Source organism: Streptomyces sp. NBC_00376 (assembly GCF_036077095.1).
Classification (GTDB): domain Bacteria; phylum Actinomycetota; class Actinomycetes; order Streptomycetales; family Streptomycetaceae; genus Streptomyces.
Window position 1 is genome coordinate 2,006,229 of the sequence record NZ_CP107960.1, and the last position, 15,992, is coordinate 2,022,220.

12 protein-coding genes are annotated in these 15,992 nt (G+C 67.7%); 5 read left to right on the forward strand and 7 right to left on the reverse strand.

Annotated elements, in window-relative coordinates:
- Positions 1–5: 5 nt before the first annotated feature.
- The 4 genes from OG842_RS08990 to ngcE form a co-directional block, all read right to left on the reverse strand.
- Entirely contained in the window at positions 6–1,205 is a 1,200-nt protein-coding gene (locus OG842_RS08990; RefSeq protein WP_266729112.1) for an ROK family transcriptional regulator, read from the reverse strand.
- A gap of 202 nt (positions 1,206–1,407) precedes the next feature.
- Complete coding sequence (locus tag OG842_RS08995; protein ID WP_266729113.1) at positions 1,408–2,328, reverse strand: carbohydrate ABC transporter permease; 921 nt, start codon at positions 2,326–2,328, stop codon at positions 1,408–1,410.
- A gap of 91 nt (positions 2,329–2,419) precedes the next feature.
- Positions 2,420–3,343, reverse strand: a complete 924-nt coding sequence (locus OG842_RS09000) for a carbohydrate ABC transporter permease (RefSeq protein WP_266729114.1) — start codon at positions 3,341–3,343, stop codon at positions 2,420–2,422.
- A 50-nt stretch (positions 3,344–3,393) separates the two neighbouring features.
- The gene (gene ngcE / locus OG842_RS09005; protein WP_266729115.1) at positions 3,394–4,842 is read right to left on the reverse strand and encodes an N-acetylglucosamine/diacetylchitobiose ABC transporter substrate-binding protein; all 1,449 of its coding nucleotides are present in this window, start codon (positions 4,840–4,842) and stop codon (positions 3,394–3,396) included.
- Between the two features lie 499 nt (positions 4,843–5,341).
- Here ngcE and OG842_RS09010 point away from each other — a divergent pair, with 499 nt between their 5' ends.
- Positions 5,342–9,187 (forward strand): GH92 family glycosyl hydrolase, encoded by a 3,846-nt coding sequence (locus tag OG842_RS09010; protein WP_266729116.1) that lies wholly within the window; start codon positions 5,342–5,344, stop codon positions 9,185–9,187.
- A 93-nt stretch (positions 9,188–9,280) separates the two neighbouring features.
- Here OG842_RS09010 and OG842_RS09015 read toward each other — a convergent pair whose 3' ends face one another.
- Positions 9,281–9,925, reverse strand: coding sequence for a histidine phosphatase family protein (locus tag OG842_RS09015; RefSeq protein ID WP_266729117.1), 645 nt, complete (start codon positions 9,923–9,925; stop codon positions 9,281–9,283).
- Between the two features lie 275 nt (positions 9,926–10,200).
- Here OG842_RS09015 and OG842_RS09020 point away from each other — a divergent pair, with 275 nt between their 5' ends.
- Both OG842_RS09020 and OG842_RS09025 read left to right on the forward strand, forming a co-directional pair.
- The gene (locus OG842_RS09020; RefSeq protein WP_266729118.1) at positions 10,201–10,407 is read left to right on the forward strand and encodes a Scr1 family TA system antitoxin-like transcriptional regulator; all 207 of its coding nucleotides are present in this window, start codon (positions 10,201–10,203) and stop codon (positions 10,405–10,407) included.
- Positions 10,391–10,588: a DUF397 domain-containing protein gene (locus tag OG842_RS09025; protein WP_266729119.1), complete on the forward strand. Its 198-nt coding sequence runs from the start codon at positions 10,391–10,393 to the stop codon at positions 10,586–10,588. The genes OG842_RS09020 and OG842_RS09025 overlap by 17 nt, the downstream gene beginning before the upstream one ends.
- A 45-nt stretch (positions 10,589–10,633) precedes the next feature.
- Here OG842_RS09025 and OG842_RS09030 read toward each other — a convergent pair whose 3' ends face one another.
- Positions 10,634–11,530 (reverse strand): aminoglycoside phosphotransferase family protein, encoded by an 897-nt coding sequence (locus OG842_RS09030; RefSeq protein ID WP_266729120.1) that lies wholly within the window; start codon positions 11,528–11,530, stop codon positions 10,634–10,636.
- A gap of 189 nt (positions 11,531–11,719) precedes the next feature.
- Here OG842_RS09030 and OG842_RS09035 point away from each other — a divergent pair, with 189 nt between their 5' ends.
- Positions 11,720–12,550, forward strand: a complete 831-nt coding sequence (locus OG842_RS09035; protein WP_266729121.1) for a helix-turn-helix domain-containing protein — start codon at positions 11,720–11,722, stop codon at positions 12,548–12,550.
- Entirely contained in the window at positions 12,547–12,744 is a 198-nt protein-coding gene (locus OG842_RS09040; RefSeq protein WP_266729122.1) for a DUF397 domain-containing protein, read from the forward strand. Before OG842_RS09035 ends, OG842_RS09040 begins: the two co-directional genes overlap by 4 nt.
- An 87-nt stretch (positions 12,745–12,831) precedes the next feature.
- Here the strand turns inward: OG842_RS09040 and acnA are convergent, their stop codons facing one another.
- The gene (acnA, locus tag OG842_RS09045) at positions 12,832–15,546 is read right to left on the reverse strand and encodes an aconitate hydratase AcnA (RefSeq protein ID WP_323185716.1); all 2,715 of its coding nucleotides are present in this window, start codon (positions 15,544–15,546) and stop codon (positions 12,832–12,834) included.
- Positions 15,547–15,992 lie beyond the last annotated feature (446 nt).

Below are 15,992 nucleotides of genomic sequence, written 5' to 3' on the forward strand. Positions count from 1 at the left end.
GTTATCTAAGTGAAGGCAGGAGTGGCCTTCGGCAAGGTGCTCTCCAAAAGGGTCGAATCCCCCATCTCGCTGAGCACCAGGGCCAGTGCGCCCAGGACTTCGGCCCGGCCGCCCAGCGCCCCGGGCAGCACCGAGAGCTGCCGGGCGGCGCTCGGAATGGCGTAGCGCGAGACCGAGTCACGGATCGGTGCGAGCACCAACTCGCCCGCCTCGGCGAGCGATCCGCCGAGGACCACCCGGCTGGGGTTGAGCAGGTTGCAGAGGTTGGCCACCCCGCTGCCGATGTGCCGCCCGACGTCCCCGATCACCCGGCGGCAGCCCGGATCGCCCTCGCGGGCCAGCTGGACCACCCGTTCCATGGTGAGGTCGGGCCCGTGGCTGGGCTGGAGCAGCGGCAGCACGTACCGGGCGGCCGTGAAGGTCTCCAGGCAGCCCCGGTTGCCGCAGCGGCAGACCGGGCCCGACTCGTCGAGCGTGATGTGCCCGATCTCGCCGGCCGTGCCGCCCGGACCCCGGTAGATGCGCCCGTCGATCACCAGGCCGGCGCCGACCCCGCTGGCGACCTTGATGTAGGCGAGGTCCTTGACGCCCCGGCCGCTCCCCCACACCAGCTCGCCGAGCGCGCCGAGGTTGGCGTCGTTGTCGACGTACACCGGCACTCCGAGCCGGCCCTCCAGTTCCCTGCTGGGGTTGATGCCCGTCCAGCCCGGCAGGATCGACGTGGAGCCCAGCGTGCCGGACTCCACGTCGATCGGGCCGGGTACACCGAGGCCCACCCCGATCACCTTGTCCGGGCCGATGCCGGTCGTCTCGATCAGCCGCCTGACCAGCTGCTCCGCCCGCCCGAACCCCTCCGCGGACGAGGCGTCGACATCCAGCGGCTCGGCCTCCTCGGCGAGCACCTGGTGGGCGAGGTTGCCGACCGCCACCCGCAGATGCGTATGGCCGAAGTCGACCCCGATCACGATGCCCGCGTCCCCGCTGAGCGAGACGCTGCGGGCCCGGCGGCCGCCCGCCGAGGTGGGGGTGACCTCGACCGTGCCGCCGTCCTTCAGTTCACGAACGATGTTGGAGACGGTGGCCGCTGACAGGCCGGTGCTCCGTGCGATCTCCGCCTGGGTGAGCGAACCGGCCATGCGTACCGCACGCACGACCCGCTCAAGGTTGGCGCGATGCAGAGATGTCTGCGACCCCGGAGTCTCCATCGACTCTCTCACTCCTACCGTTTTCTCTAACATGTGAACTCTAAGCTGAGCGTTTTGCGGCACCCCCCGTCAAGACCTTGAGCAAGCGAAGCCTCGGATGAGCACCCCGGCCGCACCCCGAGCGGCCCGGAGCACGCAGGAACCGCCCGTCGGCGCGTGGCCGACGGGCGGTTCGTGTGTACGGGAGGGACGTGCCGGGCCGCTACTTCACCGCGCCCGCGGTGAGGCCGGCGACGACCTGGCGCTGGAAGATGATGTAGGCCGCGAGGACCGGCAGCATCGCCATCACCAGACCGGCGAAGAGCCCGGACCAGTCACCCTTGTACCCCTGGCTGGTGGCCAGTTCGACCAGGCCCTGCGAGAGCACCCGGTATTTCGGTTCCGTGTTCAGGACCGTCGGCAGCATGTACTGGTTCCACTGACCGAGGAAGTTGAAGATACCGACGCTGATCAGGCCGGGCTTCGCCATCGGCAGCATCACCTGGAAGAACGTCCGGGTGTGCGAGGCGCCGTCGAGCATCGCCGCTTCCGCCACCGAACTCGGCAGCGTACGGAAGAACGAGGTGAGGAAGAAGACGGTGAACGGCAGCGAGTACGCGATGTAGACCATGATCAGTCCGTGGCGCGTGTTCAGCAGGTCCATGTTGTTCATGACGAAGAACAGCGGGACCAGCGCCAGGATGATCGGGAAGCTCATCCCGCCGATGAACAGGTAGTAGATGAAGCGGTTGCCGGGGAAGTCGAACCGCGCCAGTACGTACGCCGCCATCGAGCCGAGCAGCAGGGTGCCGACGAGCGAGCAGCCCACCACCACGACCGTGTTGAAGAAGTAGTCGCTCATGTGCGCCTGGCTCCAGGCACGCGACCAGTTCTCGAAGTGCAGCTTGTCGGGCAGCGCCCACGGCGTCGACAGGATCGAGTCGTCGGTCTTGAACGACGCCATCACCGCCCACAGCAGCGGCAGGACGACCAGGATCGCCCAGATGATCAGCACACCGTGCGAGAAGACATTGAGGACCTGGCCCTCGCTGCTCTTCTCCTTGGCGGCGGATGCGGGCGCCTTGGCCACCGGAGCGGGGTCGGCGGCCGGGGCGGCGGGGGGCGGGGTGTCAGTCGTCTTCACGTGTACTCACCTCGTACTGTCGAGCCGGACACGGAGGCCGACCTGTGGTGCCTGCTGGGGGTCCGGGGACCGTCTCCCGTCAATCGCAGCATCAGAACTCCAGCCGATCGCGCCGGCCCAGTCGCATCACGATGGCGGCGAAGGCCATGGTGACGATGAGCAGTCCGACACCGATCGTCGTCGCGTAGCCGGCCTGCCCGTCACGGAAGGCCGTCTGGTACACGTACAGCGGCAGGACGGTGGTCGAGTAGTCGGGGCCACCGGGGCCCACGGTCATGACCTGCACGGCGGTGAACGCCTCGACGCCGAGGGCCAGGATCCCCATGTAGACCCAGCCCGACTGCACCGTGTCCCAGAGCAGCGGAAGTGTGATCTTGAAGAACGTGGTGAAGCGGTTGGCGCCGTCGAGCAGCGCCGCCTCGTAGAAGTCCTTCGGGATGGACGCCATTCCGGCCGAGAACAGGACGACGAAGAATCCGACCGTCGACCAGACCAGCACCGACATGACGCAGACCAGCGCGAGACTCGGATCGCCCAGCCAGTCCGGCTGGATGGAGCCCAGACCGATCGTCTTCAGTGTCGAATTCAGCATCCCGCTGGTGGGGTTGAACGCGAACTGGAAGAGCAGGGCCACGATGACGATCGAGAGCACCTGCGGGAAGAAATAGGCGATCTTGTAGAAACTTGAGCCGCGCACGCCGGAGACCGCGGCGTTCTTGCGCCGCCGGCCCCCGACATTGAGCATGAAGGCGAAGAAGAGCGCCAGGCCCAGCGTCACCAGCGGCAGCAGCACCACAAGCAACACGCTGTGCTGCAACGACTTCCAGAAGATGTCGTCCTTCAGCATCCTCGTGTAGTTGTCGAACCCGACCATCTTGAAGTCCGGGCTCAGACCGGTCCAGTCCGTGAACGAGTAGTAGATGGACTGGATGAACGGCCAAATGACGAAGACCGCGTACAACGCGAGTGGGAGTACCAAGAATCCCACGATGAAACGGTACTTGCCATGCTGCATCGTTTACCGACCCCGATCTTTCCGCGGGTGCCGCCGCTGGTGACGGTTGCTCACTGGTGCTTGTAGTGCTTGATGGACTGGTCCTTGGCCGCCGCGTCGGCGAAGGCCTGGATCTTCTTGATGGCTTCCGCCGGGGTCGCGCGGCCGGCCATCATCTCGCCGATACCGGCGACACCGATCTGCTCCTTCTGGAGCTTCACGTACCAGTCCTGCAGACGCGGGTTCACCACGTTGTCGCCGGCCTTCTTCAGCGAGTCGACGCCGGACTGCATGGCGGTCGACAGGGTCAGACCGTCGGTGCCGCCGTTGAACGCGCTGAGGGACTTGACCTGCTTGGTGAAGTTCTTCGAGGACTCCTCGGAGAGCATGATGCGCAGCTGCTCCATGCCGCCCTCGGGGTTCTTCGCGTTGGCCGGGACGATGAAGGGCTCGCCGCCGGACGCCCAGATGGTGCCGAACGGCAGCTTGTCCGACGCGTCCAGGCCGGACGGCGGCGCGACCATCATCTTGAAGTCCTTGGGCGTGGTCGGCGCGGCCTCGTTCTCCACCCACGAACCGTTCGGGATGAAGAGCGCCTTGCCCTTGGTCCACTCGGTCTGCGACTGGATGTGGGTCAGACCGGGGGTGCCCTTGAGGATGTAGCCCTTCTGGTACAGCTCGTAGTACGCCTCGAAGGCCGCCTTGACCGCGGGGTCCTTCCAGGCGTTCGGCTCCAGGTTGTCGATCTTGTCGAGAACCTCCCGGCCACCGATCTTGGCGATGAACGGGTAGAGCGAGAACGGCAGGTAGTACGGGTACTTACCGGCGTACGTCCAGCCCGCGATGCCCTGCTTCTTCGCCTTCGCGCAGAGGGCGAGCATGGCGTCCCAGTCCTCCGGGTACTCCGCGTCGAGCTTCTCCAGCGCGGTCTGCGAGTACCAGACGCCGTAGACGGTGTACGCGTAGTACATGATCCAGACCGGGTCGCCGTCGAACTGACCCATCTCCAGGACACCGGGGCGCAGGGTGTCGCGGACCTTCTTGCTCGGGTCGTCGATGGACGGGGCGTCCATCAGCGGCGTCAGGTCGAGCAGCTGCTTCTTGCCGACCAGGACACCCATGTCCATCTGCTCGGCGCCGGAGTTGTCGATCAGGTCCGGCGGGGTGCCGCCGTTGAAGCGGGGCTGCAGCTGCGACTGGATCTTCTGGGTCGCGACGTGCTTGACCTTCGGGGCCTTCGGGAACGCGGCGTTGTACTTCTTCTCCGCGTCGATCGCGTACTGCTGGCCGAAGCCGCCGTCGAAGATGACCACCTCGAGCGGGGCCGTCTCGTTCACGCCGAGCGGGTTGGCCTTGGTGACCTTGCCCTTCTCGACCTTCTTGTCGCTGCCGCTGTCGCCGCTGGCGCACGCCGACAGGAAGCCCATCGCCGGAACGCTGATCAGGCCGAGTGCGGCCGATCGCTTGATCACATCGCGACGGCCAAGGCCCTCATTCTTGTGGGCGGAGGTGGATCCCATGCTCAAGTCCTCGCCTTCTCCAGGACTCAGGCGGTGTGTACCGGTCGCCCGTAGATATTCGCCTCAGGCGAAGGGCCCCGCCACCGCGGTCAGTTGCGCTTGGGTAATGCTGATTTCAGGCTAGCCAGGTGCAGTGGGGGGTCGGGAAGATCCGGCATCGGACGCACCCGTCGTGCTGTCCGCGGCCCTTCCCCGTGTCCCCCTCGTCCGCGTCGCCGGAAAAAGCTGTGCGGACGCCGACAGGTATAGTCCACTTCCCGCCGACTGAGCAAGATCGAATGCGACTTTGAGCAGCAGTCTTTCCCGAGTTGAGACCTCGCGGATACATGGCCCCCGCATGCTCCCGGCCCGGGTGTAACGATTTCCGCAATACGGTCGATTCACCTTGCGCTTCCCGTCCAACACCCTTGACACATCCCGGCACTTGGCTCCCTACTGGACCTTGCGCATCTCTCTGACAACGTTGTCCAGGTGCACTCCTCGGGAGGAATGGCTCGGCATGCAGCCCCGACATGGTTCTCGCAAGAGACAAAGCCGTACGGCCGCACTGATCGCGGCTTCACTCGTTCTGGTCGTGACCGCCCCCTCCGTGGCCGCCGCACAGTCGGCCGCCGCACACGAAGAAAGCCGGTCGCCTTCGGGGGACCGGACATTCAACTCGTCGTTCGAAGCGGATGAAAAGCAGCCGGACTGGCGCAACACCGTAGAAGAGGGTCCGGACGGAGAGAAGCGGTCATCGGGTGTCGATGGCGGATTCTCCGCAGGAATACCGGGCAATATCACCGACAAGGTGACAGACGTCCGCGCCAGCGGTGAGAACACCGGCGGCGGGGAGGTCAAGGAAAACCTGATCGACGTGGAGTCCGGCACCAAGTGGCTGACCTTCGAGCCCACCGGCTGGGTCGAATTCGATCTGGATGAACCGGCCAAGGTCGTGACATACGCACTGACTTCGGCCAATGACCACGACGAGCGCGACCCGAAGGACTGGACCCTCCAGGGCTCCGCCGACGGCAAGGACTGGCAGGACCTCGACTCCCGGACCGGCCAGACGTTCACCGAGCGGTTCCAGACGAAGTCGTACGATTTCACATCTGACACCGCATACCAGCACTTCCGCCTGCAGATCACGAAGAACAACGGCGCCGACGACGCCACCCAGCTCGCCGACGTCCAGTTCTCCGACGGCGACACCTCCGCCCCGGCCCCCGAGGAGATGCGCAGCCATGTCGACCGCGGCCCCTCCGGCTCCCCCACCGCCAAGGCGGGCGCGGGCTTCACCGGAAAGCGGGCCCTGCGGTATGCCGGTACGCACAAGGCGGACGGCCGGGCGTACTCGTACAACAAGGTCTTCGACGTGAACACGGCTGTCACCCGTGACACCTCACTGTCCTACCTGGTCTATCCCCAGATGGGCGAGACCGACCTCGACTACCCGGCGACGCACGTCTCGGTGGACCTGGCGTTCACGGACGGCACCTATCTGAGCGAGCTGCGGGCCACGGACAGCAACGGCGGCCTGCTGACCCCGCAGGGCCAGGCCGACGCCAAGCGGCTGTACGTCAACCAGTGGAACAAGGTCGAGTCGGCGATCGGCACGGTCGCGGCGGGCAGGACCGTGGACCGGATCCTGGTGGCGTACGACTCCCCCAAGGGCACGGCGAAGTTCCAGGGCTGGATCGACGACATCGAGATCGCCCCGAAGGCGCCCGAGAAGCGCCGCGCGCACCTGTCCGACTACGCGTCGACGGTCCGCGGCACCAACTCCAGCGGTGCCTTCTCCCGCGGCAACAACTTCCCCGCCACCGCGGTCCCGAACGGCTTCAACTTCTGGACCCCGGTCACCAACGCCGGCTCGACGAGCTGGCTGTACGACTACGCGCGGGGCAACAACGACGACAACCTGCCCACCCTCCAGGCCTTCAGCGCCAGCCATGAGCCGAGCCCCTGGATGGGCGACCGGCAGACCTTCCAGCTGATGCCCTCGGCCGTCGCCGGCACTCCGGACGCCTCGCGCAAGGCGCGTGCGCTGCCGTTCCACCACGAGAACGAGACGGCGAAGCCGCACTACTACGGTGTGACATTCGACAACGGCCTCAAGGCCGAGATGACACCGTCCGACCACGCGGCCCGGATGCGGTTCACCTACCCCGGTGACGACGCGAGCATCGTCTTCGACAACGTCTCCAACGACGGCGGCCTCACCCTCGACCCGGCCAACAGCTCCTTCACCGGCTTCTCCGACGTGAAGAGCGGCGGCTCGACCGGCGCCACCCGTCTCTTCGTGTACGGCGTCTTCGACGCGCCGGTCACCGCGAGCGGCAAGCTGTCCGGCGGCGGTGGCGACGACGTCACGGGTTACCTCCGCTTCGACGCCGGCGAGGACCGGACGGTCGGCCTGCGCCTGGCGACCTCCCTCATCAGCATCGACCAGGCGAAGCGGAACCTGGCCGCCGAGATCCCCGCCGCCCGCTCCTTCGGCCGGGTCGAGGACCGGGCGCAGCGGGCCTGGGACGACATCCTGGGCAAGGTCGAGGTCGAGGGTGCCACGGCCGATCAGCTGACCACCCTCTACTCCAGTCTGTACCGGCTGTACCTGTACCCGAACTCGGGCTTCGAGAAGGTCGACGGCAAGGACAAGTACGCCAGTCCGTTCTCCCCGCAGGTCGGCTCCGACACCCCGACGCACACCGGGGCGAAGATCGTCGACGGCAAGGTCTACGTCAACAACGGCTTCTGGGACACCTACCGCACGACGTGGCCCGCCTACTCCCTCCTCACCCCTGACAAGGCCGGCGAGATGGTGGACGGCTTCGTCCAGCAGTACAAGGACGGCGGCTGGATCTCCCGCTGGTCCTCCCCCGGCTACTCCGACCTGATGACCGGCACCTCCTCGGACGTCGCGTTCGCGGACGCCTACGTCAAGGGCGTGAAGTTCGACGCGGAGGCGGCGTACGAGGCGGCGCTGAAGAATGCCACGGTGGTCCCGCCGGCCTCGGGCGTCGGCCGCAAGGGCATGGTGACGTCCCCGTTCACCGGCTACGCGAACACCGACACTCACGAGGGCCTGTCCTGGTCCCTGGAGGGCTACCTCAACGACTACGGCATCGCGCGGATGGGCCAGGCCCTCTACAAGAAGACGAAGAAGGCGCGCTACAAGGAGGAGTCCGAGTACTTCCTGGGCCGCGCCCAGAACTACGTCCAGCTCTTCGACGACAAGGCCGGCTTCTTCCAGGGCAGGGACGCCGAGGGCGACTGGCGGCTCCCGTCGGACAAGTACGACCCCCGGGTCTGGGGCTACGACTACACGGAGACCAACGGCTGGGGCTACGCCTTCACGGCCCCGCAGGACAGCCGGGGCCTGGCGAACCTGTACGGCGGCCGGGACGGCCTGGCCAAGAAGCTCGACACGTACTTCTCCACTCCCGAGACGGCGGGCCCCGAGTTCGTCGGCTCGTACGGCGGTGTCATCCACGAGATGACCGAGGCGCGTGACGTGCGGATGGGTCAGTACGGCCACAGCAACCAGGTCGCGCACCACGTCACCTACATGTACGACGCGGCCTCGCAGCCCTGGAAGACGCAGGAGAAGGTCCGCGAGGTCCTGGGCCGGCTCTACACGGGCAGCGACATCGGGCAGGGCTACCACGGCGACGAGGACAACGGCGAGCAGTCGGCCTGGTACCTCTTCTCCTCGCTCGGCTTCTACCCGCTGGTCATGGGCAGTGGCGAGTACGCGATCGGCTCCCCGCTCTTCAAGAAGACGACCGTCCACCTGGAGAACGGCCACGACCTGGTCGTCAGGGCGCCGAAGAACAGCGCGAAGAACATCTATGTGCAGGGCCTGCGGGTCAACGGCAAGAAGTGGACCTCCACTTCACTGCCGCACGACCTGCTGGCCGAGGGCGGTGTGCTGGACTTCGACATGGGCCCGAGGCCGTCGTCGTGGGGCACCGGCAAGAACGCGGCACCGACATCCATCACCACGGACGACGAGGTGGCGACGGTGCACGCGGACGTGGTGAAGGGCGACGGCGCCCTGTTCGACAACACCTCGGCCACCTCCGCGAAGGTCGCCACGGTGGACCTGCCGGTCCCCTCGGCCACCGACGCGGTCCGCTACACCCTGACATCGGACAAGGCGGCCGGGGCCCCGAGCGGCTGGGTCCTCCAGGGCTCCTCGGACGGCACGACGTGGAAGGACCTGGACAAGCGCTCGGCCGAGTCCTTCGCCTGGGACCGGCAGACGAGGGTGTTCTCGGTGACCGAGCCGGGCTCGTACGCGCACTACCGCCTGGTGTTCGCCGGCGAAGGCACGCTCGCGGAACTGGAGTTGCTCGCCTGACCCTGCTGTTTCCACCCGCGTCGAGGCCGACGGCCGGTACCCCTGGGCGGGGTACCGGCCGCCGGTGCGTTCAGGAGCCGGCGCGGCTCCCGTTCAGTCCCGTTCCGGGGTCTCCGGAACGGCCCGGGGGAAAAGGCTCTCGGGCAATGTCACATTCCACGCCGTGATGACCGGCTTCCCGTGCTCGGTGCCGAGCCGGGAGACGGCCCCCGTGGCGAGCTGGAACAGCGTGCCCTCGGCCGGCGTCAGGCCGAGGTAGCGGGCGGTGAGCACGCGCAGGAAATGCGAGTGCGCGACCAGCGCGATGTCCTCGTCCTCGTCCCGCCCGGCCGCCTCCGCGACTTGGGCCAGCACCCGGTCGGCGCGCGCCCCGACCTCGGCCGGGGTTTCACCGGGATGCGCCTCGGGTCCGGGGGCGACCCCGTCCGTCCAGAGATTCCACTCGGGGCGGGTCCGGCGGATCTCGACGGTGGTCACCCCTTCGTAGCCGCCGTAGTCCCACTCGCGCAGCTCGGGTGTGATGCGGGGCGCGGCGAGCCCGGCGAGCTCGGCGGTGCGCCGGGCGCGTACGGCGGGAGAGACCAGGGTAAGCGCGATCCGCCGGTCGGTGAGCAGCGGCGCTAGCGCACGGGCCTGCCGTTCCCCGAAGGCGGTCAGCGGCAGATCGGTGTAGCTCGTGTGCTGCCCGGACCGCGACCACTCCGTCTCGCCGTGCCGGATCAGGATCAGCTCGCCCATGATGATTCCGCTCTTTCTGTGCCGATGTCGCTCTGTGAACCCGCGGGCCCACGATCGCATTCCACCGGGTCGGCGGCGAGGTGCGGCTCGCCCCGGGTGTCGGGGCGGCGGTGGACACCTACGGGTGGCACATTCCCCGATTCCCGGTCCGGTGCGTGCGCGCGCCGTTGCTGAGCAGCTCAATCATCGCGCCGAGCAGATCGCTTCCCGCCCTCGCATCGTCACCTGGGTGCTCCCGTTCTCCGCCGGTGCACACCCCACTCCTTCATTCAGCCGTGACGCTGCTGCAGTTCACGGACGCCCCGGCCGTTGCCTGCACGGAGAATGCGTACGGCGGCCAACTCGTAGAAGACCCAACGCTGGTGGGGCAGTACCGATCCGCATACGATCTGGCCAGGGCTGCCGCGCTGTCGTCGGAGGTACCCCTGGATCGGATCGTGTCGGCGGCAAAGGAGTTCGCGACCGATGAACACCGTCCCTGACCTGAGCGCCGCTTCCTGGCGCACGTCGTCATACACCAACGGAGACGGCGGCAGCTGCGTCGAGGTCGCCGACAACGTCCCCGGCTTCGTACCCGTACGCGACACCAAACTCACCAACAGCCCGGTCCTGCCCTTCCGTGCACCGGTCCGGGCGGCCTTCGTGCAGAGCGTCAAGCGGTAGAACGACAGCCACGGCCGACGCGCCCGACTCGAAGGGCTGCACTCATCAAGCGTATCCACCGTCGTTGAGGACTTCGCGGATGACGTGCCGGGCGATCGCCGCCATGGCCGGATTCGACTCCCGGTAGTAGTACAGTTCGCCGAGCGCGGTCGACAGCGCCCAGCCACGCCCCCGCGCCCAGGCCGCGTCGTCGGCGTTCAGGGCGGTACGGAAGGTTCCGCGCGCCTGCGCCGGCAGCAGGTACCACGCCGCGATCAGGTCGACGGCGGCGTCGCCCAGTCCCATGCAGCCGAAGTCGATGACGGCGCTGAGCCGTCCGTTCGCGAGCAGCAGGTTGCCGGGTTGCAGATCCGCGTGGATCCAGACAGCGGGACCGGTCGGGGCGGAGGCACCCAGCGCCGCCTCCCACACGGTGAGCGCCGCGGCGGTGTCCACGACCTCGTACAGTTCCGCGAGCGCGGCGCGCGTCGTGGCGTCGCGGGCGGTCAGAGGCTCGCTGCGGAAGGAGGGCGGCCCGTCGGCGGGGTCGATACGGTGCAGCGCCGTGACGAAGTCCGCCAAGTCCGTGGCGAGCGGGCCGGGTTCGGCGATCTCCCCCACCACCGGGTTCGCGCCGTCGAGCCACCGGAAGACCGACCAGTGCCAGGGGTAGCCATCGGCGGGCACGCCTGCGCCCAGGGGCACGGGGATCGCGGCGGGAAGCGACGGGGCGAGCCACGGCAGCCAACGCTGCTCCTTCGCCACGTCGCCGACGGCCCCCGCCGTACGGGGCAGCCGCATCACCAGGTCCTCACCGAGCCGGTACATGGCGTTGGAGGTGCCCACGGGGGTGACCGGTTCGACGCGCAGCTCGGCCCACTGCGGGAACTGCGCGGCGATCAGCCGGTGCACGAGGGACTCATCGATGTCCGGTTCGTCGGCATGCATCTTACCGGTGTGCATGAGGACCCTTCAGGAGTGTGGCACCGACCGGCGGTTGGCGGCCGACGGCCATACGAACGCTCGCGCGCGCCACCCGTCAACTCGTTTACCACGCAAGGCCCTCGACGACCGGGCGGCGGCAGCCACCTACGGGTGGCGCGTTCCCCGATTCCCGGACCGGCGCGTCCGTGCGCCGTTACATTTCGGCGTATGCCGCAGCCCAAGGACCTCGATCCGTACACCGATGCCCGCTCCTTCTACGGCTCCGAGTTGCGCCGCCTGCGCGAGGCCGCCGGGATGTCCCAGAGCGAGCTGGGCGACCGGGTCTTCTGCTCGGGGACATACATCGGGCTGTTCGAGATGGCGGAACGGCGCCCGCAGGAGGACATGTCCCGTGCCTTCGACGAACTGCTGGGGAGCGGCGAGCACCTTCAGCGGCTGTGCCGGCTGGCGCGGAAGTCGAAGGTGGCGAGCTACTTCGCGGATGCGGCGGAACTGGAAAAACGGGCCAGGTCCATCGAGGAGTACGCACCGATGCTGATGCCGGGTGTGCTCCAGACCCGTGCCTACGCAACGGCGTTGACCAGAGGCACGATGCGGCGAACGTCCGACGAAGTGGTGGAACAGACGGTCAGCGCCCGCATGGAGCGCGCTCAACTCTTCAGCGACGAGGACGGGCCGGACTTCTGGGCGATCATTCACGAGGCCGCACTGCGCGTGCCGATCGGCGGCCTCCCCACCATGAGGGATCAGCTCGCCCATCTCGTCGAGACAGCCCGGGCCCATCCTCATGCGATCTTGCAGGTTCTGCCCTTCTCCGCCGGCTTCCATCCTTTTCTGAACACCATGTCGTCGCTGATGCAGTTCGCCGATGCCCCGCCCGTCGTGTACACGGAGGGCGCCTACACGGGTCAACTCGTCGAGGAGGCGGCTCTGGTGGCGCAGTATCGATCGGCATACGATCTTGCCAGGGCCGTCGCGCTGTCGCCGGAGGCGTCCCTGGCACTGATCGCCTCGGCGGCGAAGGACTGCGACCGATGAACAGCACGCCCGACCTCAGCAGTGCCGCCTGGCGGACCTCGTCCTACAGCAACGGAGACGGTGGAAGCTGCGTCGAGGTCGCCGACAACGTCCCCGGCTTCGTACCCGTACGCGACACCAAGCTGACCGACAGCCCGGTCCTGGCCTTCCGGGCCGCAGGCTGGGCAGCGTTCGTGCAGACCATCAAGCGGTAGGGACGACCGCAGGCGTCATACAACGCGAAGGGCCGCACCCCGGGAGACCCGGGATGCGGCCCTTCGGCTCTGCTGCCCGCCTCGCGACTACTTGCGGATCAGGCTGCGGAGCACGTACTGCATGATGCCGCCGTTGCGGTAGTAGTCCGCCTCACCGGGGGTGTCGATGCGGACGACCGCGTCGAACTCCACACCGGTGTCGGTGGAGACCTTGACCGTGCGCGGCGTGGTGCCGTTGTTCAGCTCGGTCACGCCGGTGAAGGAGAAGGTCTCCTCGCCGGTCAGGCCGAGGGCCTCGGCGGTCGCGCCCTCCGGGAACTGGAGCGGGAGGACGCCCATGCCGATGAGGTTCGAGCGGTGGATGCGCTCGTACGACTCGGCGATGACGGCCTTGACGCCGAGGAGCGCGGTGCCCTTGGCGGCCCAGTCGCGGGACGAGCCGGAGCCGTACTCCTTGCCCGCCAGGATGACCAGCGGCGTGCCGGCGGCCTGGTAGTTCTGCGAGGCGTCGTAGATGAACGACACGGGCGCATCGGCCTGGGTGAAGTCGCGGGTGAAGCCACCCTCGGTGCCCGGGGCGATCTGGTTGCGCAGGCGGATGTTCGCGAAGGTGCCGCGAATCATGACCTCGTGGTTACCGCGGCGCGACCCGTAGGAGTTGAAGTCGCGGCGCTCGACGCCGTGCTCCGTCAGGTACTTGCCTGCCGGGGTGTCGGCCTTGATCGCACCGGCCGGGGAGATGTGGTCGGTGGTGACCGAGTCGCCCAGCTTGGCGAGCACCCGGGCGCCGGTGATGTCGGCGACCGGGGTCGTCTCCATCGTCATGCCCTCGAAGTACGGGGGCTTGCGCACGTAGGTGGACTGCGGGTCCCACTCGAACGTGTTGCCGGTCGGGATCGACAGCGCCTGCCACTGGGCATCGCCGGCGAAGACGTCCTGGTAGGACTTGTTGAACATGTCCTCGCCGATGGAGTTGGCGACGACGTCGTTGACCTCGGCCTCGGAGGGCCAGATGTCCGCGAGGTAGACCGGCTTGCCGTCCTGGTCGATGCCCAGGGCGTCCTTGGTGATGTCGACCTTCATCGAACCGGCGATGGCGTACGCGACGACCAGCGGCGGGGACGCCAGGTAGTTCATCTTGACGTCGGGGTTGATCCGGCCCTCGAAGTTACGGTTGCCGGAGAGCACCGAGGTCACGGCCAGGTCGTGCTCGTTGACCGCCTTGGAGACCTCCTCCGGCAGCGGGCCGGAGTTGCCGATGCAGGTGGTGCAGCCGTAGCCGACGAGGTTGAAGCCGACCTTGTCGAGGTACGGGGTCAGGCCCGCCTTGTCGAAGTAGTCGGTGACGACCTTCGAGCCCGGGGCGAGGGTGGTCTTGACCCACGGCTTGCGGGTCAGGCCCTTCTCGACCGCCTTCTTGGCCACGAGCGCCGCGGCGACCATGACGTACGGGTTCGAGGTGTTGGTGCAGGAGGTGATCGCGGCGACGGTGACGGCGCCGTGGTCGATCTCGTACGTCGTTCCGTCGGGGGCCGTGACCGTGGTCGGACGCGACGGCACACCGTTGGAGGAGGCCGGCGAGTCGGAGGCCGGGAAGGACTCCTTGCCGGACTCCTCGTCCTCGGAGACGTAGTTGCGGACGTCCTGTGCGAACTGCTGCGAAGCGTTGGCGAGGACGATGCGGTCCTGCGGGCGCTTCGGGCCGGCGATGGAAGGGACGACCGTGGAGAGGTCGAGCTCCAGCTTCTCGGAGAAGTCCGGCTCGGCGGCCGGGTCCAGCCAGAGGCCCTGCTCCTTGGCGTACGCCTCGACGAGCGCGACCTGCTGCTCGTCACGGCCGGTCAGACGCAGGTACTTCAGCGTCTCGTCGTCGATCGGGAAGATCGCGGCGGTGGAGCCGAACTCCGGCGACATGTTACCGATGGTGGCGCGGTTCGCGAGGGAGGTGGCGGCGACGCCCTCACCGTAGAACTCGACGAACTTGCCGACGACGCCGTGCTTGCGGAGCATCTCGGTGATGGTCAGCACGAGGTCGGTGGCGGTGGTGCCGGGCTTCAGCTCGCCGGTCAGCTTGAAGCCGACGACGCGCGGGATGAGCATGGAGACCGGCTGGCCGAGCATCGCGGCCTCGGCCTCGATGCCGCCGACGCCCCAGCCCAGCACACCGAGGCCGTTGACCATGGTGGTGTGCGAGTCGGTGCCGACGAGGGTGTCGGGGTACGCCTGGCCACCCCGGACCATGACCGTACGGGCCAGGTGCTCGATGTTGACCTGGTGGACGATGCCGGTGCCCGGGGGGACGACCTTGAACTCGTCGAAGGCGGTCTGGCCCCAGCGCAGGAACTGGTAGCGCTCCTTGTTGCGGCCGTACTCCAGCTCGACGTTCTGCGCGAACGCGTCGTTGGTGCCGAACTTGTCGGCGATGACGGAGTGGTCGATGACCAGCTCGGCCGGGGCGAGGGGGTTGATCTTGGCCGGGTCGCCGCCCAGCTCCTTGACGGCCTCACGCATGGTGGCGAGGTCCACGACACACGGCACACCGGTGAAGTCCTGCATGATCACGCGGGCCGGCGTGAACTGGATCTCCTGGCTGGGCTGGGCCTGGGAGTCCCAGCCGCCGAGGGCCCGGATGTGGTCGGCGGTGATGTTCGCGCCGTCCTCGGTGCGGAGCAGGTTCTCCAGCAGCACCTTCAGGCTGTAAGGGAGGCGCGCGGAGCCCTCGACCTTGTCCAGCTTGAAGATCTCGTACGACTCGTCGCCCACGCGCAGCGTGCTGCGGGCGTCGAAGCTGTTCGCCGACACGACAGTCTCCTTCATCAATGTGCGCGTACTCCGCGCCACGCCTCGTTACGGCGGGCGCCGCGTGGTGCCGCCTACGGCCCCTCGACCATCCGCTAAGGTAAGGCTTAGTTAGGTAACCCTTACCAACTGGCGGACTGCGGTGCGCCTTCGGCATATATCTCGATGTCGAGATAACTCTAGTACATCACCGCCGCACGGTCATGCGGGGGCAGGGCAAGGCGTGGTCGTCCGATCCGTGCTGGAAGGGTCGGGGCATGGGTCTGAACATGATCGCCGGTGTCCGAGGAGCCGGCCACCGAGGGACGGCAACGTTACGGCGCCGAGTCCTGTGGCTGCCTGCAACCCGGCGATCCGGGCCGGCGGGCGTGGCGGCCGGGCAGCCCGCGCTTCCCCCGGTATTCAAGGGGGCTGACCACAGCATCGGGCGGCCGGTTGCCCGGATGGTC

Bases quoted from the DNA above. Each gene is read 5' to 3' on its own strand.
- ngcE (WP_266729115.1), bottom strand. From the start codon at position 4,842: ATGGGATCCACCTCCGCCCACAAGAATGAGGGCCTTGGCCGTCGCGAT.
- OG842_RS09010 (WP_266729116.1), top strand. From the start codon at position 5,342: ATGCAGCCCCGACATGGTTCTCGCAAGAGACAAAGCCGTACGGCCGCA.
- OG842_RS09015 (WP_266729117.1), bottom strand. From the start codon at position 9,925: ATGGGCGAGCTGATCCTGATCCGGCACGGCGAGACGGAGTGGTCGCGG.
- OG842_RS09000 (WP_266729114.1), bottom strand. From the start codon at position 3,343: ATGCAGCATGGCAAGTACCGTTTCATCGTGGGATTCTTGGTACTCCCA.
- OG842_RS09040 (WP_266729122.1), top strand. From the start codon at position 12,547: ATGAACAGCACGCCCGACCTCAGCAGTGCCGCCTGGCGGACCTCGTCC.
- OG842_RS08990 (WP_266729112.1), bottom strand. From the start codon at position 1,205: ATGGAGACTCCGGGGTCGCAGACATCTCTGCATCGCGCCAACCTTGAG.
- OG842_RS09035 (WP_266729121.1), top strand. From the start codon at position 11,720: ATGCCGCAGCCCAAGGACCTCGATCCGTACACCGATGCCCGCTCCTTC.
- OG842_RS09030 (WP_266729120.1), bottom strand. From the start codon at position 11,530: ATGCACACCGGTAAGATGCATGCCGACGAACCGGACATCGATGAGTCC.
- OG842_RS09025 (WP_266729119.1), top strand. From the start codon at position 10,391: ATGAACACCGTCCCTGACCTGAGCGCCGCTTCCTGGCGCACGTCGTCA.